Genomic DNA, 22508 nt, shown 5'->3' on the forward strand with positions numbered 1-22508 from the left:
CGCTGTCCGTTGTCATGCCATCACCCTGGAGCCACAGGGACCCCACGTGTAGTCTTTCGCGTGCAGCCGAATCTTGGGGGTCATGATGTCGCTTCGCATGCGTTTTGCGGCTGAGGACCTGCTGAGGTGCCGTTTCGCGATATCGCCGCTGCGTGAGGCGCAGGGGGCGGTGCGCACGCTGTCGCGCCCCGACCGGCACGGCCACCACCTGCCCTGGCTGCGCCAGGTCAGGGCCGCCGCGGCCGACCTCGACCTCGCCCCGCTGTGGCTGCTGGCCCCCGAGCACGGCTACGGCCCCGACTTTCTGCAGCCCATCCCCGAGGCGCCGCTGGCCGGTCTCGACGAGGAGCTGGACGTCGTCAGGGCCACCCCGCCCGACGTCGCCAGGCGGCAGATCGCCGCGGCCCTGGCCCAGACCCCCGGCGCCGCCGACACCCGCAGGGGCCGCGCCATGCTGGCCGACCCGGCGGGCACCGTACGGCAGCTGGCGGGGCTGTACGAGCACGTGTGGGCCGCGCTGCTGGCGCCGCACTGGCCGCGGCTGCGCGCGGTGCTGGAGGCAGACGTGGCCTACCACGCCAGGCGGCTCGCCGACGGCGGCATGCAGCGGCTCTTCACCGGACTGCATCCGAAACTGCACTGGTCGGAGGGTGCGCTGACCACCGCGGGCGCCATGGGGCCGCTGCCCGAGCCCGGCGGGCGCGGCCTGGTGCTGGTGCCCAGCGTCTTCTTCTGGCCCGAGGCGGGCAGTGCCTTCGACCCGCCCTGGCAGCCGCTGGTGGTCTACCCGGCCCGCGGCATCGGCGGCCTGTGGGCGCCCGGCGGCCCGACCGCGTCCGCGACCCTGGTGCGGCTGCTCGGCGCCAACCGGGCCGCGATCCTCAGCGGCCTGGACGCCCCCAGCACCACCACGGCGCTGGCGCACCGGCACGTCATGGCGATGTCGTCTGTCTCCGCCCACCTCGCGGTGCTGCGCGACGCGGGCCTGCTCACGTCCCGCCGCTACGGGCACCAGGTGCTCTACGAGCGCACCGCGCTGGGCATCGCGCTGGCCACCGGCGGGCCGCTGTGACGCTCCGCAGCCGGCTTCGCAGACGGATCGGCGTCGTCCGCCTGCCGTCCGCAGCGGATCCGCACGTGACGAAACCGTGACCGCCGTGCTACGGCAGGATGTCCGGAAACGGACCTCAACCGGCCAGATAACGCTCCACGGTGGCGACCTTCGACTCCAGGCCGTCCGTGACACCGGGCCGCAGATCCGCCTTGAGGACCAGCGACACCCGCGGCGCCCGCGCCTCGACCGCGGCGACCGCCCGCTTCACCACGTCCATCACCTCGTCCCAGTCGCCCTCGACGGAGGTGAACATCGCGTCGGTGCGGTTCGGCAGCCCCGACTCGCGCACCACCCGCACCGCGTCGGCGACGTACTCGCCGACCTCCTCGCCGACGCCCAGCGGGGTGATCGAGAAGGCGACGATCATGCGCCGACCGCCTGCTGCGCGTCCGCCCGGGCGGCGACGACCACGGCCTCGCACTCCCGGGCCAGCGTGCGCTCGGCGAAGAAGCCGCCGGTCGGCAGGACCGACAGCACGAACAGCAGCGCCGCCCGGCCGAAGCCCCACCTGGCGCGGTTCCAGGCCAGCGCCCACAGCACGACGTAGCCGATGAACAGCACGCCGTGCACCATGCCCATCACGGGCACCGCGTTGAAGTCCGTGGTGCGCTTGAGCACCGAGCAGACCAGCAGGAGCAGGAACGAGACCGCCTCCGGGGCGGAGATCAGGCGTAGCCTGCGCAGAGCGCCGGCGGTCTTCAGGTCCACGGGAAACCTCACTGTCAGGGCTGTCGTCACGGTCCGGGGTCTTGTGAACGCGATCACAAGGACTCCTCCATTATCACCGCCCCGTATCGATGACCTGCCCCGGGGGTAGGAAACCGTCCGGCGGGCGATAGCGTCCATGTCCACGACATCTGTACATACTCAACGGGGACCGGGACACGATGAGCATCGACTGGGACCGCAGGCACTGCTCCCGCAAGGGTCACATCACCTACGCGCCCGACGAGCTGCGGCTGCGCAGCCGGTTGCACGCGAGCACCGCGGTCGGCGAGGTCTGGCGCTGCCTGCGCTGCGGCGACTTCGTGCTGGGCGAGCCGCACGGTTCGGGACCCGCCGACCGGGCGCCCCTGGTGCCGCGCGGGCGGGCGCTGCGCGACCTGTTCATCCTGCGCTTCCTGGCGATCGAGCGGATCCTGCGCGGACTGCTGATCGTCGTCGCCGCCTGGGCGGTGTGGAAGTTCAGCAACTCGCAGGACGCGGTCCGCAAGCTCTTCGAGGACGACCTCACCGCCTTCAAGCCGTTCGCCGAGCACTTCCACTACGACCTGGACCACTCGCCGGTCGTCGACACCATCCGCAAGACCTTCGACTACAAGAAGTCCACCCTGCAGATCGTCGCCGCGGCCCTGCTCGGCTACGCGCTGATCGAGATCATCGAGGGCTTCGGGCTGTGGTGGGCCAAGCGCTGGGCCGAGTACCTGACGGTCGTCGCCACCGCCGCCTTCCTCCCCCTCGAGGTCTACGAGCTGACCGAGAAGATCAGCTACTTCAAGATCGGCACCCTCGCGCTCAACGTGCTGGCCGTCCTCTACATCCTGCTCGGCAAGCGGCTGTTCGGCCTGCGCGGCGGCCACAAGGCCTTCGAGGCCGAGCGGCGCAGCGCCTCGCTCCTGGAGGTCAAGGAGGCCGCGGGGGAGAACGGCGAACCGCTCGAACCGCTGCCGGTACGCCCCCGTACCGCGGCCGACAGCGGCTGAGCCGTGGCGATCTTCCGGCTCCAGAGCAGCAGGGTGCTGGCCGTCGACCTGGACGGCGAGGCGGTCAAGGCCAAGAAGGGCGCCATGGTCGCCTACGACGGCGAGATGACGTTCAAGAAGATGACCGGCGGCGGCGAGGGCCTGCGCGGCCTGGTGACCCGGCGGATCACCGGTGAGGCCATGGCGGTGATGGAGGTCAGGGGCCGCGGCACCTGCTGGTTCGCCGACCGGGCCACCGAGATCAACCTCGTCCGCCTCACCGGGGACAAGCTGCACGTCGAGGCGAGCAACCTGCTGGTCACCGAGCCCGCGCTGCGCACCGGCACCAGCTTCACCGGGCTGCGCGGCGCCTCGCAGGGCAACGGCCTGTTCACCACCACCGTGGAGGGCACCGGCCAGGCCGCGATCATGTCCGACGGCCCGGCCATCGTGCTGCGGGTGACGCAGGGCACCCCGCTGGTCGTCGACCCCGGCGCCTACGTCGCCCACACCGGCGACCTGCGCCAGCAGCTGCGCTCCTCGGTCGGCCTGCGCACCCTGATAGGCGAGGGCTCGGGCGAGAGCTTCCAGATCCACTTCGAGGGCGAGGGGCTGGTCTACGTCCAGCCCAGCGAGCGCAACACCATCGGGGGGCAGATCTAGATGGCCTTCACCCGGATCAACTCCAAGCTGGTCGAGGCGCGGATCGTGCCCGGGCAGCGGATGTTCAGCCAGCGCGGCGCCATGCTCGCCTACCGCGGCGCCGTCACCTTCACCCCCAGCATCGTCGGCGGGCAGGGCGGGGTGATGTCGATGATCGGCCGCCGGGTCGCGAACGAGGCGACCCCGCTGATGACCGTGGACGGCGACGGCCTGGTGATGTTCGGTCACGGCGGCCACCACATCCACACCGTCGACCTCAGCGGCGAGACCCTCTACGTCGAGGCCGACCGGCTGCTCGCCTTCGACGGGTCGCTCGCCCAGGGCACGATGTTCATGGGGTCGCAGGGCGGTGTGATGGGCGTGATACGCGGCCAGGTCACCGGCCAGGGCCTGTTCACCACCACCTTGCAGGGCAAGGGCTCGGTCGCCTTCATGGCGCACGGCGGCGTCTTCGAACTCCCCGTCACCCCCGGCCGCCCCGTCCACGTCGACCCGCAGGCCTACGTCGCCCACCGCGGCGACCTGCGCAACAAGCTCGCCCCCGCCGTCGGCTGGCGCGAGATGGTCGGCCGCGGCTCGGGCGAGGCCTTCCAACTCGAACTCAGCGGCCAGGGCACGGTCTACGTGCAGGCCTCGGAGGAGAAGCTGTGACCCACCCGGAAGGCCCGGTCGTCCACGACCCGCACACGCTGCCCGTCAACGACAACGTCAACCCGTACGCCTTCTGCGTCGACCTCGACGGCCAGTGGTTCCTGCAGAAGGGGAAGATGATCGCCTACTACGGGCAGGTCGACTTCCACGCCATCGGGCACGGCCCGCTCGACCACCTCGTCGCCGCGAACTTCCACTCCCCGCTGCACGCCACCGCCTGGGTCGTCGCCCAGGGCCGCGGCAAGATGCTGCTCGCCGACCGCGCGTACGACATCAACTCCTACGACCTCGACGACGGCAACCTCACCATCCGCTCCGGCAACCTGCTGGCCTTCCAGCCGGGCCTCGCGCTCAAGCAGTCGATCATCCCGGGCTTCCTCACCCTGATCGGCACCGGCAAGTTCGTCGCCGCCTCCAACGGTGCCGTGCACTTCGTGGAGCCGCCGATCCGGGTCGACCCGCAGGCCCTCGTCGGCTGGGCCGACTGCCCGAGCCCGTGCCACCACTACGACCACGCCTACCTGCGCGGCGTCCTGGGCGGCATCAGGGCGCTCACCGGTATCGGCGGCGCGTCGGGCGAGGAGCACCAGTTCGAGTTCACCGGGTCGGGCCAGGTGCTGCTGCAGTCCACCGAGGAGCTGATGGGCGCCACCGACACCGGGGGCGTCCCGGCCACCGCGGGACCCGGGGTGCCGGGTGCGGGCGTATGAGATCGCCGCTGCGTACGGTGACCGCGCCGCTACCCTGGCGATCATCCGTAATTCAACGGACGGTAGAATTCCCGGTATGACCACCGAGACCGCCGAAAGCGCCGCCACCTGGCTCACCGAGGAAGAGCAGCGCGCCTGGCGCATCCACCTCGACGTCAGCCGGCTGCTCATGTATCAGCTGGAGCGTGACCTGCAGCCCTTCGGCCTGACCAACAACGACTACGAGATCCTCGTCAACCTCTCCGAGGCCGAGGACCACCGCATGCGGATGAGCGACCTCGCCAAGTCGACGCTGCAGTCCAAGAGCCGGCTCTCGCACCAGATCACCCGCATGGAGGCCGCCGGATTCGTCCGGCGGGAGAACTGCGAGTCCGACCGGCGCGGGCTGTACGCGGTGCTGACCGAGCAGGGGTGGGAGACGATGCGCCAGGTCGCCCCGCGCCACGTCGCGTCCGTGCGCGAGCACTTCATCGACCTCATCGCCCCGCAGGACCTCGCCGCCTACCGCCAGGCCCTCACCCCGGTGGCCGCGCACCTGCGCGAGGCCCGCTCCCGCTGAGCCCGCGCCCGCGCGCGGAGGGCACGCCTTCCCCCTGGGCACGCCGGTGAAGAACCGCGTGTCACAAAAGGGCGCCCGCACGCGTGTAAGTAGCGGGAGGGCAACGTACATGAACCCGGAACCCGCGGAACGCTCCGCGGACTTCGATGACTTCTACGCCGCAACAGCGCGAAGAATGGTCGCCGTAGTGTTCGCCGTGACGGGCGACCTCGGCGAGGCGGAGGACGCCGTCCAGGAGGCCTACGCGCGCGCCTGGCTGCGCTGGCCCGCGCTGACCGCCGAGGGCGACCCGACCCCGTGGGTCAGGACCGTCGCCCTGCGCCTGGCCGTGAGCACCTGGCGCAAGGCGCGCAACCGCATGCGCGCCCACTTCCGGCACGGCCCGCCGCCGGATGCACCGGACCTGGCCCCGGACCGCGTCGCGCTGGTCGCGGCGCTGCGCGGGCTGGGCGAGGACCAGCGCACCGCCGTCGTGATGCACCATCTGCTCGACCTGCCCGTCGAGGAGATCGCCCGGGAGACCGGGGTGTCGCCCGCCGCGGTCAGAACCCGGCTGAGCCGGGGCCGCAAGGCACTCGGCGCCCGGCTCAGGGAAGAACCCGAGCCCGCAGACCCCGAACCTGCCGTCCGTGGACGGCGACTCACCGGAGAGGTGCCCCTCCATGGCTGACGAGCTGGACGACCGGCTCCGGGACCTCGCCCGCGACGCCGAACCCCTGGTCGTCCTCGCCGGGCCGCAGGCCGCCCGTATCCGCGGCGAGCGGCGCAGGGCACGCCGCAGGGCCGCCGCCGCGTCGGTGACCGCCGCGCTCGCCCTCACCGTCGGCGGCTGGCAGCTGCTGCCCCGGCTGGACGGCACCGGCACCCGCGCGGCGACCCCGGCCGGCACCGCGACCTCCGTCCCCGATCCGCCGGCCGGCACCCTGCCCGCGCGGATCGAGGCGGCACTGCTGCCCGCGGCCTCGCTGCCGTACGGCGTCAAGTGGCAGTGGTCGGTGGTGACGCCGCTCAAAGCCGCGCACTTCCTGCCGTCCTGCGTCGTGGAGCCGGCGGCGGCCCCCGAGGCGGAGGCGGACCGTACGTACACCTCCCAGCTCACCTCGGCGCTCGCGCAATACCGGTTGCTGGCCTTCGCCGACACCACCACCGCCGTCGCGCAGGCCGGCGCCCTGCTGACGCGGATGCGGGCCGCGTGCGGGATCTCGGCCCCGTCATCCCCCGACACCCCGTCATCCTCCGACACACCCCTGCGTTTTTCCGGCGCATCGAAGTCGCTGCCCGGGGTAACGGCATGGGTGGAGAGCCAGGGCCGCTACGTCGCCGTCCTGCTGGTGACCGTGCAGGACGACCCGCAGGTGCAGTTCGAGGGCACCGGCATCGCGAAGTGCATCGACACCTCGCTGCACCGCCTGACGTCCGGCGCGCCTGCCACCGAGACCCTGGCCACCGGTTCCGGTGGCGCCCGTACCTCCGACAACTGCTGACAAGGAAACGAACCGTCGTGCACCTCATACGCAGTCCCCGCCGTCCCCGTCCCCGTTCCCGGGCGCTCACCCTGCCCGCCGTCCTGCTGGCCCTCGTGCTCGGCGCCGCCGCCTGCGGCGGCCACGACAGCGCGGGCGGCGGCGACTCGCCGCCCGGCAAGGGCGGCGCCGGCACCACCGCGCCGACCGCCGCAGGCCCGCACGTCACCGTGACCCCGGCCGCGGGCAAGGACGTCGCCCCCGGCACCCCGGTCAAGGTCACCGTCGCCGACGGCACCCTGGGCACCGTCACCGTCACCCCCAAGGGCAAGGCCTCCGACGGCGTCGACCCGGTCCCGGTCAGCGGCGCCCTCGACCAGACGGCCCGCACCTGGACCTCGGACCGCACCATGACCCCCGGCACCTCGTACACCGTCACCGTCAGCGCGACCGACGCCGCGGGCAAGCAGTCGACGACCACCAGCACCTTCAGGACGGCCACCGCCGCCAAGGTCAACGGCGTCACCCCGACCCCGCTCAACAACGACGTCGTCGGCGTCGGCCTGCCGGTCTCGCTGGCCTTCGACGTCCCCGTCACCGACAAGGCGGCCGTCGAGAAGGCACTGACGCTCAGCACCACCCCCGCCGTCAAGGGCAGCTGGGGCTGGCTCACCGACCCGCTGACCGGCATCCAGCGGGTCGACTGGCGCCCCGACGCCTACTGGCCGTCCGGCACCAAGGTCACGCTGACGGCGAAGCTCAGCGGTATCGACACCGGCGGCGGCCGCTTCCTGCGCCGGGACATCCACGACGCCTTCAGCATCGGCACCGCCCGGATCTCCTACGCGGACCTCGCGGGCCACACCATGCGGGTCACCGAGAACGGCCGCACGGTCAAGAACTTCAAGATCTCCGCGGGCAGCGCCGACTACCCCACCTGGAACGGCAAGATGGTCGTGATGACCAAGCAGTCCAAGGTCCGCATGACGTCGGCCTCGGTCGGCATCGCCACCGACAAGGACGCGGCCGACTTCTACGACGAGGACGTCAACAACGCGGTCCGCATCACCTCCTCGGGCACATTCGTGCACGCGGCGCCCTGGAACGACCGCTGGATGGGCGTGCAGAACAAGAGCCACGGCTGCATCGGGCTGAGCGACCCCGACGCCAAGTGGTTCTTCGACCGGGCCACCCGCGGTGACCTGGTCATCGCCTCGGGTTCGGCCCGGGCGGTGGTCGACAAGGGCAACGGGTACGGCGACTGGAACCTCAGCGCGGACCAGTGGCACGCGCTCAGTGCGCTCGCCTGACGAGACACCTGGTCCCGATATGTGACCGGCGGGTAGGCTCGGGGCCGTGTCAAAGCCCCTGAGCCTGCCCTTCGACCCGATCGCCCGCGCCGACGACCTGTGGAGCCGGCGCTGGGGCGGAGTCCCGTCGATGGGCGCGATCACCTCGATCATGCGCGCCCAGCAGATCCTGCTCGGCCAGGTGGACGCGGTGGTCAAGCCGTACGGGCTGACCTTCGCGCGCTACGAGGCGCTGGTGCTGCTCACCTTCTCCAAGGCCGGCGAGCTGCCGATGTCCAAGATCGGCGAACGCCTCATGGTGCACCCCACCTCGGTCACCAACACCGTCGACCGGCTGGTCGCGTCCGGCCTGGTCGACAAGCGCCCCAACCCCAACGACGGCCGCGGCACCCTGGCCTCGATCACCGCCAAGGGCCGCGAGATCGTCGAGTCCGCGACCCGTGACCTGATGGCGATGGACTTCGGCCTGGGCGTCTACGACGCCGAGGAGTGCGGCGAGATCTTCGCCTTGCTGCGTCCGCTGCGGATAGCGGCGGGGGACTTCGAGGAGGGCTGACGCCCGAGCTCCCGCAGTGGCCGGCCGAGGTACGAGGCCGTCCGCGGAGGGTGGGAGCAGGAAGACCGACAGGCAAGGGGCGGGGGCTAAGGGGCCTGACGCCCCGGAGGAGGGGCGAGATCCGGGGCCCGAAACGTACCGGTTAGGCTGCCTGGCATGAAACAAAGCGTGCTGACCCGGTACAGGGTGATGGCCTATGTGACCGGCGTCCTGCTGGTCGCGCTCACCCTCGCCGTCATCGGCAAGTACGGCCTCGACATCAGCGGCGCGGGCACCGCCACCACGGTGATCGGCTTCGCCCACGGCTGGCTGTACGTCGTCTACCTGGTCTTCGCCTTCGACCTGTGCTCCAAGGCGAAGTGGCCGATCGGCCGGATGGCCTGGGTCCTGCTGGCCGGGACCGTGCCCACCGCGGCATTCTTCGTGGAGCGCCGGGTCACCCGGGAGCTCTCCGGCAAGATCGTCGCGCCCGAGCCGGCGGAACCGGTCAGCGTCTAGGACACGGCTCACCCGGATGGTGAGCCGTTCCGCATCGACATTTACTTGGACGTCCTAGTAAATTCGTAGGTATGGACGCTTCCGGGATCGAGAATGGCCGCCGGCGCTGGCAGGCCCGGTACGACGCAGCCCGCCGGCGGGACGCCGACTTCAGCACGCTCTCCGGTGACCCGGTGGAGCCGGTGTACGGACCACCGCCAGGCACCGACGTGCCGGGCTTCGAGCGGATCGGCTGGCCGGGCGAGTACCCCTTCACCCGGGGTCTGCACGCGACCGGCTACCGGGGCAGGACCTGGACGATCCGGCAGTTCGCCGGGTTCGGCAACGCCGAGCAGACCAACGAGCGCTACCGCACCATCCTGGCCAACGGCGGCGGCGGACTGTCCGTGGCATTCGACATGCCCACCCTGATGGGCCGCGACTCCGACGACCCGCGCTCGCTCGGCGAGGTCGGGCACTGCGGGGTGGCGATCGACTCGGCCGCCGACATGGAGGTCCTCTTCCGCGACATCCCGCTGGGCGACGTCACCACCTCCATGACCATCTCGGGACCCGCCGTCCCGGTCTTCTGCATGTACCTGGTCGCCGCCGAGCGGCAGGGCGTCGACCCCGGGGTGCTCAACGGCACGCTCCAGACCGACATCTTCAAGGAGTACATCGCGCAGAAGGAGTGGCTCTTCGAGCCGGAGCCGCACCTGCGGCTGATCGGCGACCTGATGGAGCACTGCGCCGCGGCGATCCCGGCGTACAAGCCGCTGTCGGTCTCCGGCTACCACATCCGCGAGGCGGGCGCGACAGCGGCGCAGGAGCTGGCGTACACCCTGGCCGACGGCTTCGGCTACGTGGAGCTGGGGCTGAGCCGCGGGCTGGACGTCAACGCGTTCGCGCCCGGTCTGTCCTTCTTCTTCGACGCGCACCTGGACTTCTTCGAGGAGATCGCCAAATTCCGCGCCGCCCGCCGGATCTGGGCGCGCTGGATGCGGGACGTCTACGGGGCCACCTCGGACAAGGCGCAGTGGCTGCGCTTCCACACCCAGACCGCCGGGGTCTCGCTGACCGCGCAGCAGCCGTACAACAACGTGGTGCGTACCGCGGTGGAGGCGCTGTCCGCGGTGCTCGGCGGGACGAACTCGCTGCACACCAACGCGCTGGACGAGACGCTGGCGCTGCCCAGCGAGCAGGCCGCCGAGATCGCGCTGCGCACCCAGCAGGTGCTGATGGAGGAGACCGGGGTGGCCAACGTCGCCGACCCGCTCGGCGGCTCCTGGTACGTCGAGGCGCTGACCGACCGGATCGAGCAGGACGCGGAGAAGGTCTTCGAGAAGATCAGGGAGCTGGGCGCCCGGGCGGTGCCCAGCGGAGAGCACCCGGTCGGCCCGATCACCTCCGGCATCCTGCGCGGCATCGAGGACGGCTACTTCACCGGCGAGATCGCCGAGTCCGCCTTCCAGTACCAGCGCGCGCTGGAGAAGGGCGACAAGCGGGTCGTCGGCGTCAACTGCCACCACGGCTCGGTCACCGGCGACCTGGAGATCCTGCGGGTCGGCCACGAGGTGGAGCGCGACCAGGTGCAGCTGCTGGCCGGCCGCAAGGCGGCCCGTGACGACGCGGCGGTGCGCCGCGGACTCGACGCGATACTGGCCGCGGCACGCTCCGGCGGCAACATGATCGAGCCGATGCTGGACGCGGTGCGGTCCGAGGCCACCCTCGGTGAGATCTGCGGCGCACTGCGCGAGGAGTGGGGCACATACACCGAGCCCGCCCGCTTCTGAGCGCCCCCGCGTCCCTCCGTCCGCCCCTCCGGCGCTGACCTGGCCGCGGCGCCGCTCGGTAGATTCGTCGCCGACCGACCCGCTCTCCAGGAAAGGACGTGTGTGGCCCTCGAAGCGACCGTCGGCGACGACGGGATGGTCTACATCAGGGAGTCAGAGCAGCCGGACGTGGTGGCCGTGACCACCGCGGCGAAATGGGAGGCGTTCGTCAAGGGCGTCATGGCGGGGGAGTTCGACCACTTCGTTGCCGAAGTGGCCGAGACGGTGGGTGTGGCCGGAGGGGAGGCCGCCGCTCAGCAGACCTGTGGCGCGGCTCACAGGTCCTGAGCGGTGTGCAGACCGGCGAGACCGACGACGAGGAGCACGGCGAGCCGGCCCGCCCACTCCTCGTCGACCGGCTCGGAGCTGACCATGACCCGGTGCACCACCGCACCGGCGACCACGTCGAAGATCAGGTTGTCCCGCGCGGGTCCCGCGGCGCTGTCCGCGGCGCCGTCCTCCGGCGGGATCTCGCCGCGCTGCTGCGCGCGTTTCCTGCCCAGCACCACCAGGTGCTTCTGCCGGTCCACGATCGCCTCGCGGATACGCAGCCGCAGCGCGTCGTCGTGCGCGGCCTCGGCGATCACCGCCATCAGCGCCGTCCTGGTCTCCGGGCGGTTGAGCAGCTCGGCGAAGCGCAGCACCACGCCCTGGATGTCGGCCTGGAGGCTGCCCAGGTCGGGCAGTTCCAGCTGCTCCTCGAACAGCGCGGCCACCGCGTCGACGACCAGCTCGTTCTTGCCCGCCCAGCGCCGGTAGAGGGTGGTCTTGGCGACCCCGGCGCGCGCAGCGACGTCGCCCAGGGTGAGCCTGCCCCAGCCCTGCTCCGCCAGCGCGGCCCTGGTGGCCGCGAGGATCGCACGGTCCGCGTCGGCACTTCGCGGGCGTCCGGTGCGTTTGGCGGTGGGGGAGGAGCACATAGGCCGGACCATACCGGCCGGTAATCAGCGTGACGAGTGAGCGGTATCACAGCGTGTGCCGCCGCGCCCGCGGCACCGGCCCAGTTACGCTACGGCTCGTAGCGAAACTTGATGCGGCACCCAGCGGCAACCACGCCGGTACGGATGGGGATTCGTACCACCGCAGCAGCACGACGAGCGCGGGCAGCCCCGCGCGGCACCGCAGACGTACCCGGGAGGGTGGTCGGCGACCCGCAATCCGGCGGGGAGGCCGGCTCCGATCCGGGGTCTGTACACGTTCGGGTCCCGAAGGGGGGAGGATTGCCTCATGCAGCCACGGAACATGTCCATGAGCGGCGTGGTCGACCTCGCCGCGGTGAAGGCGGCCGGTGAGGCCAAGGCGAAGGCCGAGCAGGCCAGGGCGCAGCGGCAGGAAGCCGGAGCCGACGCCGACGCCACCACCGCTTCCCCGCTCGTCATCGAGGTGACCGAGGCGACCTTCGAGAGCGATGTCCTGCAGCGCTCCGCCGAGGTCCCGGTCGTCATCAGCTTCTGGGCCGACCAGGCCGAGCAGAGCAAGCAGCTCAACACGGTGCTGGAACGGCTCGCCGGTGAGTACCGCGGCCGGTTCGTCCTGGCCACCGCCGAGGTGTACGCCAACCAGCTGCTCTTCCAGCAGTTCGGCGTGCAGGGCGTGCCCGCGGTCTTCGCGGTGCTGGGCGGGCAGGCGATGCCGCTCTTCCAGGGCCTGGCGCCCGAGGACCAGATCACCGAGGTCCTCGACCAGTTGATCGCGGTCGCCGAACAGCGCTTCGGCATCGTCGGCCAGGAGGTCGAGCCGGGCGCCGCCCCCGCGGAGCCGCAGGAGCCCGCCCCGCCGCGCCCGCCCACCCCGCAGGAGCTGGCGCTGACCGCCGCGCACGACGCGCTGGACGCCGGCGACCTGGCCGGCGCCATCCGCGCGTACCGCAACGTGCTGGCCGACGAGCCGGCCAACGCCGAGGCCAAGTTGGGCCTGGCGCAGGCCGAACTGCTCGACCGGGTCCAGGGTGTCGACCCGCAGTCCGCCCGTACCGCCGCGGCCGGCGCGCCGGATGACGTGCAGGCGCAGCTCGCCGCGGCGGACCTCGACCTGGTCGGCGGTCACGTCGAGGACGCGTTCGGCCGTCTTGTGGACACCGTCCGCCGCACCTTCGGCGACGACCGCGACACCGTACGGGTGCGGCTGCTCGAACTGTTCGAGGTCATCGGCCCCGACGACCCCCGGGTGGTGGCCGCGCGCACGGCGCTGGCGAGGGTGCTGTTCTGACGGCACGGCGGCTCTCGTTGCCCCGATGCGCAGAGATTTAGCGATACGGCGACCGCTCTTTATCAAACCGTGACAATGGGCGGTCGCCGTCACCCCCGGTGAGACGTCGGCCCTGATTTGCCGGCCGATGGTCATATATGCCGGACTTCCCCACCCGTGATTCCGCTACACGGTGTGAGATCACTCCCTGTGGCGATACTCCCTGCGACGCTCATCCGTTACTCGCTGGTAACGAGCCCCTTGTGTCCGGGCCGCGAATGGACCACGATCGGCCAAGCTCGGTCCGTAGCCAGTCCCCGGCAGCCAGTCGGCGCCTCGGCCCACGGGTCCCCGCCGAGCGGGAGTGCGCGGCAACCGCCGCGTCTCCGGGACAGGGGGGTCTCCGTCCAAGCGATGGAACCGGATGGAGCCTGTCCAGCAGGTTGCGCGAGAGCGTGGCCAGTGGTTGTCGCTCGGGGGTGATCGCCGACGTCTCGGACATCGCCGTCCGGACTCCGCAGGGACCCGCAGGGGCTCCCTCCCGGAGGGACGGCCTCGCCCGACCCGGCGCTCTCCTTCCCGAGGACGTAGCACTTCTCCCATCCCAGGCCAGGACCCGAACTCCCGGCCGGAGATGTACGTCCGAGAAGGAGGAAACATGGAATCGCTCGTTCGTGGCGGTACCAGATGGCGCCGGTTCGCCGTCGTCATGGTGCCGAGCGTTGCGGCCACCGCCGCGATAGGCGTGGCGCTGGCTCAGGGCGCGCTCGCCGCGTCGTTCAGCGTGTCGGGCCAGCAGTTCAAGGTGACCGCGGAGACCCTGCACGGTTACGGCTTCGAGCAGTACGGCGCGCTCGACGTGCCGAGCGGCAAGGGTCCCGTGCCGGTCGCGGTGTCGGCGTTCACCGACGCCACCATCACCGGTCTGTGCCAGTCGGTCGTCATCCCGACGCCGATCGGTGACGTGACGCTGAGGCTGGAGGCGGGCAACGACCCGAAGCACAAGGTCAAGGCGCACAACCTCTACATCGACCTCGACCAGCTCGACGCCGACGCGACGTTCAAGAACATCAACATCGGTGTCGCGGCCGGTTCCATGACCAAGGGTCCTGGGATCGACAACAAGGCGACCACCAAGGGGGACTCCTTCGCGCAGGAGGCCGACGAGGCCTACCTGACGGGCGTCAAGCAGACGGCGTGGGGCACCAGTGCGGGCACGTTCAAGCTCTCCGGCCTGAGCCTGCGTCTGCACATGGGCAAGAAGGCCGAGTGCTACTAGGCACGGTCTGAGCCGCTCTGGGCGAGCCGCGCGGGGCGCGGCTCGCCCATGGCCCCGGCCAATCTCTTCTGTACCGCCAGTTCCAGGGAGCTGTTTTCCATGAGTGCCGAGTCGACAGGGCTGAGTGCCCACCTCCGCCGCGGCCGTGTCACGTTCCGGCACTGGCGGTGGCAGCGTCCGTTCTGGGCGGGGCTGCTGACCATCCTGGGCGGTATCCCGATCGGGTACCTGCCGTACAACAACGTGACCTTCGGTCAGCTGGCCATCCGGGTGGGCACCACCGCGGGCGCCGGCGCACTGATCATCGGTGTTCTGCTGGGCGTGCTCGGCCTGACCATGTGGTACCAGAGCGCGGTTCGCGTCTTCGCCGGGGTCGCGAGCATCCTGCTCGGCCTGGTGTCCCTCCCGATGACCAATCTCGGGGGCATCGGCGGCTTCCTGCTGGCCATCGTCGGCGGCGGCATGGCTGTCGCCTGGGCGCCCGGCACCCCGGCACCGGACCTGCCGGGTGAGAAGGCGGAGCTGCCCGACGGCGACCCGCGGCCGCAGGGCGACGGGCTGGACACCGACTGGCCCACCCCCACCGGCCCCGCGGTCTCCGCGGACCCGTTCACGCAGCCCGAGCCGGTGCACGCCGGTGCGCGGGCCGACGAAGAGACCACCGAGGAGAACGGGAGGCACCGTGCTGGGTGACGAGGCTCAGCCGGCCGACAGCGACGGGCAGGGCAGGACGGCGTCAGGACCGCGGCACGCGGCCCCGCGCAAGTCCCTGCTGACCAAGCTCCACATGCCCGCGGGCAAGGCGGTGGCGCTCGCCGCCATGCCGACCGCGGTGCTGATGGGCATGGGCTTCACCCCGCACCTGGCGCAAGCCGACCCGCTGCCCAAGAGCCCGTTCAAGCCGGGTCCCTGCGTGACGCAGCCGGACACCCCGGCGCCGTCCGCGACGGACAAGGCCAAGACCGCGGACAAGGCCAAGACGGCCGACAAGCCGAAGCCCGAGGCGACGACCAGCCCGAGCGCGACGCCGAAGCCGTCGAGCAGCCCGGCCGCACCCGAGCCGTCGACGTCGCCGAGCCCCGCGGACACCAAGCCGGCCACCCAGTCGCAGCCGCAGACGGCCCCGAGCGCCAGCCCGAGCCCGAGCGCGACCAAGACCACCAACCCGCTCGACCCGCTGGGTCTCGGCGGCCTGCTGGGCGGCCTGCTGGGCGGGGGCTCGTCCGGGTCCTCGACGCCTTCCGCGGCACCGACCACCCAGGCCCCCACGCCCGCCCCGACGACCACCACGGCCCCTGCGGCCGACCCGGTGAAGTCCACGGTCGACGGCGCGACGAAGACCGTCACGGACACCGTCAAGGGCACCACGGACGCGGTGAAGGACACGGTCAAGGACACCGCCAAGAACACGGTGGACGGCGCCGAGAATGCCACCAAGAGCCTCACGGACGCCGCCACGGCGCCCCCCGCGGCCTCGACGAGCGGCGAGCAGGGCTACCCCTGCCCCACCACCGACGCGCAGGCCCTCGCGGACGCCAAGACCGAGCAGGGCATACCCCTGCTGCCTGACGCCCCGTGGATCCTGAAGTCCTCGCTGCTGACGCTTTACGGCCTGAAGTACGACGGCATCGTGCAGGTGAAGACGTACAGCGGCACGATCAAGGACGTCCTGAAGTTCACCGCCACCGGCGTGGACATCGGCGACCTGCACCAGATCGTGGACGGCCCGAACGGCACCAAGACCCACGTCACCGCCCGGTCCGGCTCCACCTCCACGATCCGCAACGGCACGGTGACGATGTACACCGAGTCCCTCAGCGGCAACCTGCTCGGCGCGGTGCCGATCACCTTCACCCCGAAGTTCCCCCCGCCCCTGACCGTCCCGGTGCTCTTCTTCACCAACGTGACGGTCATCCAGGCCGGCCAGTTCGGCGGCGACCTCACGGTCCCCGGCATGAAGGTCCTCCCGGGCCAGTCCTCCTGACCCCCGCGCACACGAAGCCGCCCGCCCCCTGCTGAGGGGGCGGGCGGCTTCGCTGTGCGGGTGGAACAGGGGTCAGTCGCCCAGGTGGTGGACGCGGACCAGGTTGGTGGAGCCGGCCACGCCGGGCGGGGAGCCCGCGGTGATGATGACGGTGTCGCCCTTCGCGTACTCCGACAGCTTCAGCATCTCGCGGTCGACGATCTTGACCATGTCGTCGGTGTTGTCGACGTGCTCGACCACGAACGCCTCGACGCCCCAGGTGAGGGCGAGGTAGTTGCGGGTCGACGGGTCGGTGGTGAAGGCCACCACAGGCTCAGGGACGCGGTAGCGGGCCAGCCGGCGGGCGGTGTCGCCGGACTTGGTGAAGGCCACCAGGGTCTTGGCGTCGAGGAAGTCGGCCAGCTCGGCCGCGGCGCGGGCGACGGCGCCGCCCTGGGTGCGCGGCTTCTTGCCGGGGGCCAGCGGCTGGAGGCCGCGGCACAGCAGCTCCTCCTCGGCGGCCTCGACGATGCGGGCCATCGTCTTGACCGTCTCGATCGGGTACTTGCCGACCGAGGACTCCGCGGACAGCATGACCGCGTCGGCGCCGTCCAGGATCGCGTTGGCCACGTCGGAGGCCTCGGCGCGGGTGGGCCGGGAGTTGGTGATCATCGACTCCATCATCTGGGTCGCCACGATCACCGGCTTGGCGTTGCGCCGGCACATCTCGACCAGCCGCTTCTGCACGACCGGCACCTGCTCCAGCGGGTACTCCACCGCCAGGTCGCCGCGGGCCACCATCACGGCGTCGAACGCCATGACGACGTCCTCCATGTTGCGCACCGCCTGCGGCTTCTCCACCTTGGCGATGACCGGGACCCTGCGGCCCTCCTCGTCCATCACCCGGTGGACGTCGCGGACGTCCTTGGCGTCGCGCACGAAGGACAGCGCCACCATGTCGACGCCCATCCGCAGCGCGAACCGCAGGTCGTCGATGTCCTTGTCGGACAGCGCGGGCACGTTCACCGCGGCGCCCGGCAGGTTGATGCCCTTGTGGTCGGAGATGACGCCGCCCTCGACCACCAGCGCCCGCACCCGCGGGCCTTCGACCTCGATGACGCGCAGCGCCACGTTGCCGTCGTTGATCAGGATCGGGTCGCCCTGGGAGACGTCGCCGGGCAGGCCCTTGTACGTCGTGCCGCAGATGGTCTTGTCGCCGGCGACGTCCTCGGTGGTGATGGTGAACTCGTCACCGGCCACCAGCTCCACGGGACCGTCGGCGAACTTGCCCAGACGGATCTTGGGACCCTGCAGGTCGGCGAGTACGCCGACGGCCCTGCCGGTCTCCTCGGCCACCTTGCGCACCCGCTGGTAGCGGTCCTCGTGCTCGGCGTGGCTGCCGTGGCTGAAATTCAGGCGGGCCACGTTCATGCCGGCCTCCACCAGTGTCTTCAACTGGTCGTAGGAGTCAACGGCGGGACCCAGGGTACAGACGATCTTGGCTCGGCGCATGGGCGCTATCCTATCGGTTTGTTCCGCTGCGGAATATTCCTGGGGGTTCGCGCGGCTGCGATGCGGTCAACCATTGTGGTCTGCCGGGTTCTTGTCGGCCAGTGCGTACGTGTCACGGGCGATCTCCAGCTCCTCGTCGGTGGGGACCACCGCCACGGCCACCCGGGACGAGTCAGCCGACACCAGGCGTGCGGCGGAGCCGCGTACGGCATTGCGCACCGGGTCCATGGTGACACCCAGATTGTGAAGATCTGACAAGGACGCCTCACGAACGGCGGCCGAATTCTCGCCGACGCCCGCCGTGAAGGTGATCGCGTCGACCCGGCCGAGCACCGCGGTGAACGCCCCGACGTAGCGGCGCAGCCGGTGCACGTAGACGTCGAAGGCCAGCTGTGCCGCCTTGTCGCCCTCGGCCATCCGGCGGCCGATCTCCCGCATGTCGTTGTCACCGCACAGGCCCAGCAGCCCGGAGCGCTTGTTGAGCAGCGTGTCGATCTCGTCGGTGCTCATCCCGCCGACCCGCGCCAGGTGGAGGACCACCGCGGGGTCCAGGTCGCCCGAGCGGGTGCCCATCACCAGGCCCTCCAGCGGCGTCAGCCCCATCGAGGTGTCCACGCACACCCCGCCGCGCACCGCGGACGCCGAGGCGCCGTTGCCCAGGTGCAGCACGATCACGTTGACGTCGGCCGGGTCCCGGCCGAGCAGCGCGGCCGTCGCCCGGGAGACGTACGCGTGCGAGGTGCCGTGGAAGCCGTAGCGGCGGATGCCGTAGCGGTCGGCGGTCGCGGTGTCGACGGCGTAGCGCGCCGCGGCCTCCGGGAGGGTGGCGTGGAAGGCCGTGTCGAAGACCGCGACCTGCGGCAGGTCGGGGCGCAGCGCGCGGGCGACCTTGATCCCGGTGATGTTCGCCGGGTTGTGCAGCGGCGCCAGCGGCACCAGCTCCTCGATGCCGGCCAGCACCTCGTCGGTGACCAGGGTCGGCGCGGTGAAGCGGGTACCGCCGTGCACCACCCGGTGGCCGACCGCGGCCAGCTCGGGGGAGTCCAGGCCGAGCCCGCGCTCCTTCAGGCCGACGGACACCTCGCGCAGCGCGTGCGTGTGGTCGGCGGCGCCGCCGGGCTCGCCGATCCGCTCGACCACCCCCGCCGCCAGCCGGGACTCGTCCGCCATGTCGATCAGCTGGTACTTCACCGACGACGAGCCGGAGTTCAGCACCAGTACCCGGGTCGCCCCGCTCATTCCGCGTCCCCCTGCTGTGCCTGGATCGCGGTGATCGCGACCGTGTTGACGATGTCCTGCACCAGCGCGCCCCGCGACAGGTCGTTCACCGGCTTGCGCAGGCCCTGCAGCACCGGGCCGACCGCGACCGCGCCCGCCGAGCGCTGCACCGCCTTGTACGTGTTGTTGCCGGTGTTCAGGTCGGGGAAGACCAGCACGGTCGCCTGCCCCGCCACCGCGGAGCCGGGCATCTTGGTGGCCGCGACCGACGGCGCCACCGCCGCGTCGTACTGGATCGGCCCCTCCACCAGCAGCTCGGGCCGCCGCTGCCTGACCAGCTCGGTGGCCGCCCGCACCTTGTCGACGTCGGCGCCGCTGCCGGAGGTCCCGGTGGAGTACGACAGCATCGCGATCCGCGGCTCCACGTCGAAGCGGGCCGCGGTCGCGGCGGCCTGGATCGCGATGTCGGCCAGCTGCTCGGCGTTCGGGTCGGGGTTGACCGCGCAGTCGCCGTAGACCAGGACCTTGTCGGCCAGGCACATGAAGAAGACCGACGAGACGATGGCCGCGCCCGGCCGGGTCTTGATGATCTCGAAGGCCGGGCGGATGGTCGCCGCGGTGGAGTGCACCGCGCCGGACACCATGCCGTCGGCCAGGCCCTCCTGGACCATCAGGGTGCCGAAGTAGGACACGTCGGCGACCACGTCGTAGGCCAGCTCGTAGCTCACCCCCTTGTGCGCCCGCAGCTTCGCGTACAGGGCGGCGAAACGCTCCCGCAGCGGCGAGGTCTGCGGGTCGATGATCTGCAGGCCCGGGTCGTCGAGCACGATGCCCAGGTCGCCGGCCCTCTTGCGGACCGCGTCCTCCTCGCCCAGCAGCGTCAGCTCGCACACGCCCCGGCGCAGCAGCACCTCCGCGGCCTGCAGGATGCGCTCCTCGGCGCCCTCCGGCAGGACGATCCGCCGCTTGTCGGATCGCGCCCGCTCCAGCAGCGCGTGCTCGAACATCATCGGGGTGACCCGGGCGGAGCGGGCCACCGACAGCCGCTCGGTCAGCTCCGCGGTGTCCACATGGGTCTCGAACAGGCCCAGCGCGGTCTCCGCCTTGCGCGGGGTGCCCGCGCCCAGCTTGCCGTCCAGGGTGAAAAGACCCGCCGCGGTCACGAAGGAGTCGGTCGGGACGGACAGCAGCGGGGTGCCGGGGGCCAGCCGGTTCGCCAGCGCCAGGATGTCGGGACCCGGCTTCTCGTCCAGGGTCAGCAGCAACCCGGCGATCGGCGGCGAGCCCGCCGAGTGCGCCGCCAGCGCGCCGACGATCAGGTCGGCCCGGTCGCCCGGGGTGATCACCATGCATCCCGGGGTCAGCCGCGGCAGGAAGCTCGGCAGCATCGCCCCGCCGAAGACGAAGTCCAGGGTGTCCCTGGCCAGCCCCGCGTCGTCGCCCAGCAGCACCTCGGCGCCCAGCGTCTCGGCGATCTGCGCGACGGTCGGCGCGGCCAGCGCCGGCTCGTCCGGCAGCACGTACACCGGGATGTCCGGAGCGCGGCCCAGCCGCTCCGCGGCCTCCGCGACCTCGGCGGGGTCCACCCGGTTGGCGACCATCGCGATCACGTCGCAGCCCAGGTTGGTGTAGGCGTGGTGGGCGTTGCGGACCTCGGCGACCACCGACTCGGCGCTCTGCGCCCGCCCACCTATCACCGGCAGCACCGAGGCGCCGCACTCGTTGGCCAGCCGCGCGTTGACCCCCAGCTCGGCCGGCAGGTTGGTGCCGGCGAAGTCCGAGCCGAGGATCAGCACCGTCTCGTAGTCGGCGGCGACCCGCAGGTAGCCCTCCACGAGCCGGGCCGTCAGCGCCTCCTGGCCCTGCTCCGCCTGCAGCGCGGCCGCCTCCTCGTACCCCATGCCGAAGACCGTCGCCGGGTCCTGGACGAGCCGGTAGCGGCTGCGCAGCAGCTCGAAGATCCGGTCCGGGGCGTCGTGCACCATCGGCCGGTAGATCCCGACCCGGTCCACCTGGCGGGTCAGCAGCTCCATCACCCCCAGCTCGACCACCTGGCGGCCGTCGCCGCGGCCGATCCCCGTGACATAGACGCTGCGCGTCACCCCTCGACTCCGTTCCCTCAGCCCCGTGCCCGCTACGCCCTGACGCTAACGTGCCCGCCCGGCCGACGCCCGCCGAGCCCCCCGCCCGGCGCACCGCCGGCGTGCGGCCGTACGGAGCCCCCGGGTGCGGGCTGCCCGGGATCGCCGCACAGTGCACGTAGGGTGAGGACAGGCTCCAGCCGAACGAGCGAGGAGGGCCGTGCGATGGACGTCCTGGCCACCGGAGTGCAGCGTGACGAGCGGCCCCTGCTGGAGGCCGCGTTCGCCGGACGGCACGACATCCGCTGCCTCGAAACGACCCTCACCGCCGACACCCTGCCGCTGGCCGCCGGCTACGAGGCGGTCTCCACCAGCGTCAACACGGTGCTGGACGCCCCGGTCCTGGAGGCGCTGGTCAAGGGCGGCACCCGGCTGATCACCCAGCGCTCCACCGGCTACAACAACATCGACCTGGCCCATGCCGAACGCCTCGGCATGACGGTCGCCCGGGTCGCCGCCTACTCCCCGTATGCGGTCGCCGAGTTCGCCTGGACCCTGGCGCTGGCCCTGAACCGCCGGATCGTCCGGGCCGCCGGCCGCACCCGCGACTTCGACTTCCGGCTCGACGGGCTGCTCGGCCGGGACTTCCACGGCCGCACCGCGGGCGTCATCGGCACCGGCCGGATCGGCACCGCCTTCACCGCGATCGCCCGCGGCTTCGGCATGCGGCTGCTCGGCTGGGACATCACCCCGAACCCCGAGTGCGAAGAGATGGGCATGCAGTACGTCGAGCTGGACAGGCTCTTCCGGGAGGCGGACGTGCTCACCCTGCACGTGCCGCTGATGCCGTCCACCCACCACCTGGTCGGCAGCAGGCGGCTGGCCGAGATGAAGGAGGACGCGATCCTGATCAACACCAGCCGCGGCGCCCTCATCGACTCGGCCGCCCTGGTCGAGACGCTGCGCGACGGCCGGCTCGGCGGCGTGGGCCTGGACGTGTACGAGGAGGAGGCGGGGGTCTTCTTCTACGACAAGTCGCTGGAGGTCATGACGGACGACGTCCTGGCCAGGCTGCTGACCTTCACCAACGTGCTGGTCAGCTCGCACCAGGCGTACTACACGGTGGACGCCGTCGAGGAGATCGTCGCGGCGACGCTGCGCAACGTGAACGACTACGTGGCCGGCCGGATCACCGAGAGCACCCTGATCCCGCGCCCCTGACCCGCCCCTCCCGCCCCCTGGAGACACCCG

At 71.5% G+C, this 22508-nt stretch carries 24 protein-coding genes; 18 read left to right on the forward strand and 6 right to left on the reverse strand.

The window, feature by feature from the left end; translation table 11 throughout:
* The first annotated feature begins 85 nt into the window (after nucleotides 1–85).
* Nucleotides 86–1072 (forward strand): ArsR/SmtB family transcription factor, encoded by a 987-nt coding sequence (locus NFU81_RS16795; protein WP_251490565.1) that lies wholly within the window; start codon nucleotides 86–88, stop codon nucleotides 1070–1072.
* Nucleotides 1073–1187: 115 nt separating this feature from the next.
* Here NFU81_RS16795 and NFU81_RS16800 read toward each other — a convergent pair whose 3' ends face one another.
* Together NFU81_RS16800 and NFU81_RS16805 are read right to left on the reverse strand one after the other, a co-directional pair.
* The gene (locus tag NFU81_RS16800) at nucleotides 1188–1481 is read right to left on the reverse strand and encodes an MTH1187 family thiamine-binding protein (RefSeq protein WP_251490421.1); all 294 of its coding nucleotides are present in this window, start codon (nucleotides 1479–1481) and stop codon (nucleotides 1188–1190) included.
* Nucleotides 1478–1822, reverse strand: coding sequence for a DUF3817 domain-containing protein (locus NFU81_RS16805; protein ID WP_251490424.1), 345 nt, complete (start codon nucleotides 1820–1822; stop codon nucleotides 1478–1480). Before NFU81_RS16805 ends, NFU81_RS16800 begins: the two co-directional genes overlap by 4 nt.
* A 179-nt stretch (nucleotides 1823–2001) precedes the next feature.
* Here NFU81_RS16805 and NFU81_RS16810 point away from each other — a divergent pair, with 179 nt between their 5' ends.
* The 12 genes from NFU81_RS16810 to NFU81_RS16865 all read left to right on the forward strand — a co-directional run bounded on the left by NFU81_RS16810 (nucleotide 2002) and on the right by NFU81_RS16865 (nucleotide 11305).
* Complete coding sequence (locus NFU81_RS16810; RefSeq protein ID WP_251490427.1) at nucleotides 2002–2817, forward strand: DUF2127 domain-containing protein; 816 nt, start codon at nucleotides 2002–2004, stop codon at nucleotides 2815–2817.
* A 9-nt stretch (nucleotides 2818–2826) separates the two neighbouring features.
* A complete protein-coding gene (locus NFU81_RS16815) occupies nucleotides 2827–3459 on the forward strand; it encodes an AIM24 family protein (protein ID WP_251490568.1) in 633 nt (210 codons plus the stop codon).
* Nucleotides 3460–4110: an AIM24 family protein gene (locus NFU81_RS16820; RefSeq protein WP_251490430.1), complete on the forward strand. Its 651-nt coding sequence runs from the start codon at nucleotides 3460–3462 to the stop codon at nucleotides 4108–4110. It abuts the gene before it with no gap.
* Nucleotides 4107–4820, forward strand: coding sequence for an AIM24 family protein (locus NFU81_RS16825; protein WP_251490433.1), 714 nt, complete (start codon nucleotides 4107–4109; stop codon nucleotides 4818–4820). The genes NFU81_RS16820 and NFU81_RS16825 overlap by 4 nt, the downstream gene beginning before the upstream one ends.
* A 76-nt stretch (nucleotides 4821–4896) precedes the next feature.
* Nucleotides 4897–5379 carry a MarR family winged helix-turn-helix transcriptional regulator gene (locus tag NFU81_RS16830; RefSeq protein WP_251490436.1) on the forward strand — a complete coding sequence of 161 codons (483 nt, stop codon included), beginning with the start codon at nucleotides 4897–4899 and terminating at the stop codon, nucleotides 5377–5379.
* A gap of 109 nt (nucleotides 5380–5488) precedes the next feature.
* On the forward strand, nucleotides 5489–6049 hold the full coding sequence (locus NFU81_RS16835; protein WP_251490439.1) for a SigE family RNA polymerase sigma factor: 561 nt from the start codon (nucleotides 5489–5491) through the stop codon (nucleotides 6047–6049).
* Complete coding sequence (locus NFU81_RS16840; RefSeq protein ID WP_251490441.1) at nucleotides 6042–6863, forward strand: hypothetical protein; 822 nt, start codon at nucleotides 6042–6044, stop codon at nucleotides 6861–6863. The genes NFU81_RS16835 and NFU81_RS16840 overlap by 8 nt, the downstream gene beginning before the upstream one ends.
* A gap of 17 nt (nucleotides 6864–6880) precedes the next feature.
* The gene (locus tag NFU81_RS16845; protein WP_251490443.1) at nucleotides 6881–8152 is read left to right on the forward strand and encodes a L,D-transpeptidase; all 1272 of its coding nucleotides are present in this window, start codon (nucleotides 6881–6883) and stop codon (nucleotides 8150–8152) included.
* A gap of 46 nt (nucleotides 8153–8198) precedes the next feature.
* Nucleotides 8199–8708 (forward strand): MarR family winged helix-turn-helix transcriptional regulator, encoded by a 510-nt coding sequence (locus NFU81_RS16850; RefSeq protein ID WP_251490445.1) that lies wholly within the window; start codon nucleotides 8199–8201, stop codon nucleotides 8706–8708.
* Nucleotides 8709–8864: 156 nt separating this feature from the next.
* Complete coding sequence (locus NFU81_RS16855; RefSeq protein WP_251490447.1) at nucleotides 8865–9206, forward strand: DUF3817 domain-containing protein; 342 nt, start codon at nucleotides 8865–8867, stop codon at nucleotides 9204–9206.
* 71 nt (nucleotides 9207–9277) lie between these two features.
* Entirely contained in the window at nucleotides 9278–10978 is a 1701-nt protein-coding gene (locus tag NFU81_RS16860) for a coenzyme B12-dependent isobutyryl-CoA mutase large subunit (RefSeq protein ID WP_251490449.1), read from the forward strand.
* 102 nt (nucleotides 10979–11080) lie between these two features.
* Nucleotides 11081–11305 carry a DUF397 domain-containing protein gene (locus NFU81_RS16865; RefSeq protein WP_274037857.1) on the forward strand — a complete coding sequence of 75 codons (225 nt, stop codon included), beginning with the start codon at nucleotides 11081–11083 and terminating at the stop codon, nucleotides 11303–11305.
* Here NFU81_RS16865 and NFU81_RS16870 read toward each other — a convergent pair.
* Complete coding sequence (locus NFU81_RS16870; protein WP_251490450.1) at nucleotides 11293–11937, reverse strand: TetR/AcrR family transcriptional regulator; 645 nt, start codon at nucleotides 11935–11937, stop codon at nucleotides 11293–11295. The two genes, NFU81_RS16865 and NFU81_RS16870, sit on opposite strands and share 13 nt — an antisense overlap.
* A 307-nt stretch (nucleotides 11938–12244) precedes the next feature.
* Between NFU81_RS16870 and NFU81_RS16875 the strand changes: the two genes are divergently transcribed.
* From NFU81_RS16875 to NFU81_RS16890, 4 genes are all read left to right on the forward strand, one after another.
* Nucleotides 12245–13225, forward strand: a complete 981-nt coding sequence (locus NFU81_RS16875) for a co-chaperone YbbN (RefSeq protein WP_251490452.1) — start codon at nucleotides 12245–12247, stop codon at nucleotides 13223–13225.
* A gap of 637 nt (nucleotides 13226–13862) precedes the next feature.
* Nucleotides 13863–14483, forward strand: a complete 621-nt coding sequence (locus tag NFU81_RS16880; RefSeq protein WP_251490454.1) for a DUF6230 family protein — start codon at nucleotides 13863–13865, stop codon at nucleotides 14481–14483.
* Between the two features lie 99 nt (nucleotides 14484–14582).
* The gene (locus tag NFU81_RS16885; RefSeq protein ID WP_251490456.1) at nucleotides 14583–15176 is read left to right on the forward strand and encodes a DUF6114 domain-containing protein; all 594 of its coding nucleotides are present in this window, start codon (nucleotides 14583–14585) and stop codon (nucleotides 15174–15176) included.
* Nucleotides 15166–16467: a hydrogenase expression protein HypF gene (locus tag NFU81_RS16890; RefSeq protein WP_251490459.1), complete on the forward strand. Its 1302-nt coding sequence runs from the start codon at nucleotides 15166–15168 to the stop codon at nucleotides 16465–16467. Before NFU81_RS16885 ends, NFU81_RS16890 begins: the two co-directional genes overlap by 11 nt.
* A gap of 72 nt (nucleotides 16468–16539) precedes the next feature.
* On the opposite strand, the gene pyk is transcribed toward NFU81_RS16890, so the two are convergent.
* The 3 genes from pyk to pta form a co-directional block, all read right to left on the reverse strand.
* Nucleotides 16540–17958, reverse strand: a complete 1419-nt coding sequence (pyk, locus tag NFU81_RS16895; RefSeq protein ID WP_251490462.1) for a pyruvate kinase — start codon at nucleotides 17956–17958, stop codon at nucleotides 16540–16542.
* Nucleotides 17959–18024: 66 nt separating this feature from the next.
* Nucleotides 18025–19197 carry an acetate kinase gene (locus NFU81_RS16900; protein ID WP_251490465.1) on the reverse strand — a complete coding sequence of 391 codons (1173 nt, stop codon included), beginning with the start codon at nucleotides 19195–19197 and terminating at the stop codon, nucleotides 18025–18027.
* On the reverse strand, nucleotides 19194–21278 hold the full coding sequence (pta, locus tag NFU81_RS16905) for a phosphate acetyltransferase (protein ID WP_251490469.1): 2085 nt from the start codon (nucleotides 21276–21278) through the stop codon (nucleotides 19194–19196). Before pta ends, NFU81_RS16900 begins: the two co-directional genes overlap by 4 nt.
* Nucleotides 21279–21482: 204 nt before the next feature.
* Between pta and NFU81_RS16910 the strand changes: the two genes are divergently transcribed.
* Nucleotides 21483–22478, forward strand: coding sequence for a 2-hydroxyacid dehydrogenase (locus NFU81_RS16910; RefSeq protein ID WP_251490472.1), 996 nt, complete (start codon nucleotides 21483–21485; stop codon nucleotides 22476–22478).
* The last annotated feature ends 30 nt before the right edge of the window (nucleotides 22479–22508 follow it).

Source organism: Actinacidiphila cocklensis, assembly GCF_907177275.1.
GTDB classification, from domain to species: domain Bacteria; phylum Actinomycetota; class Actinomycetes; order Streptomycetales; family Streptomycetaceae; genus Actinacidiphila; species Actinacidiphila cocklensis.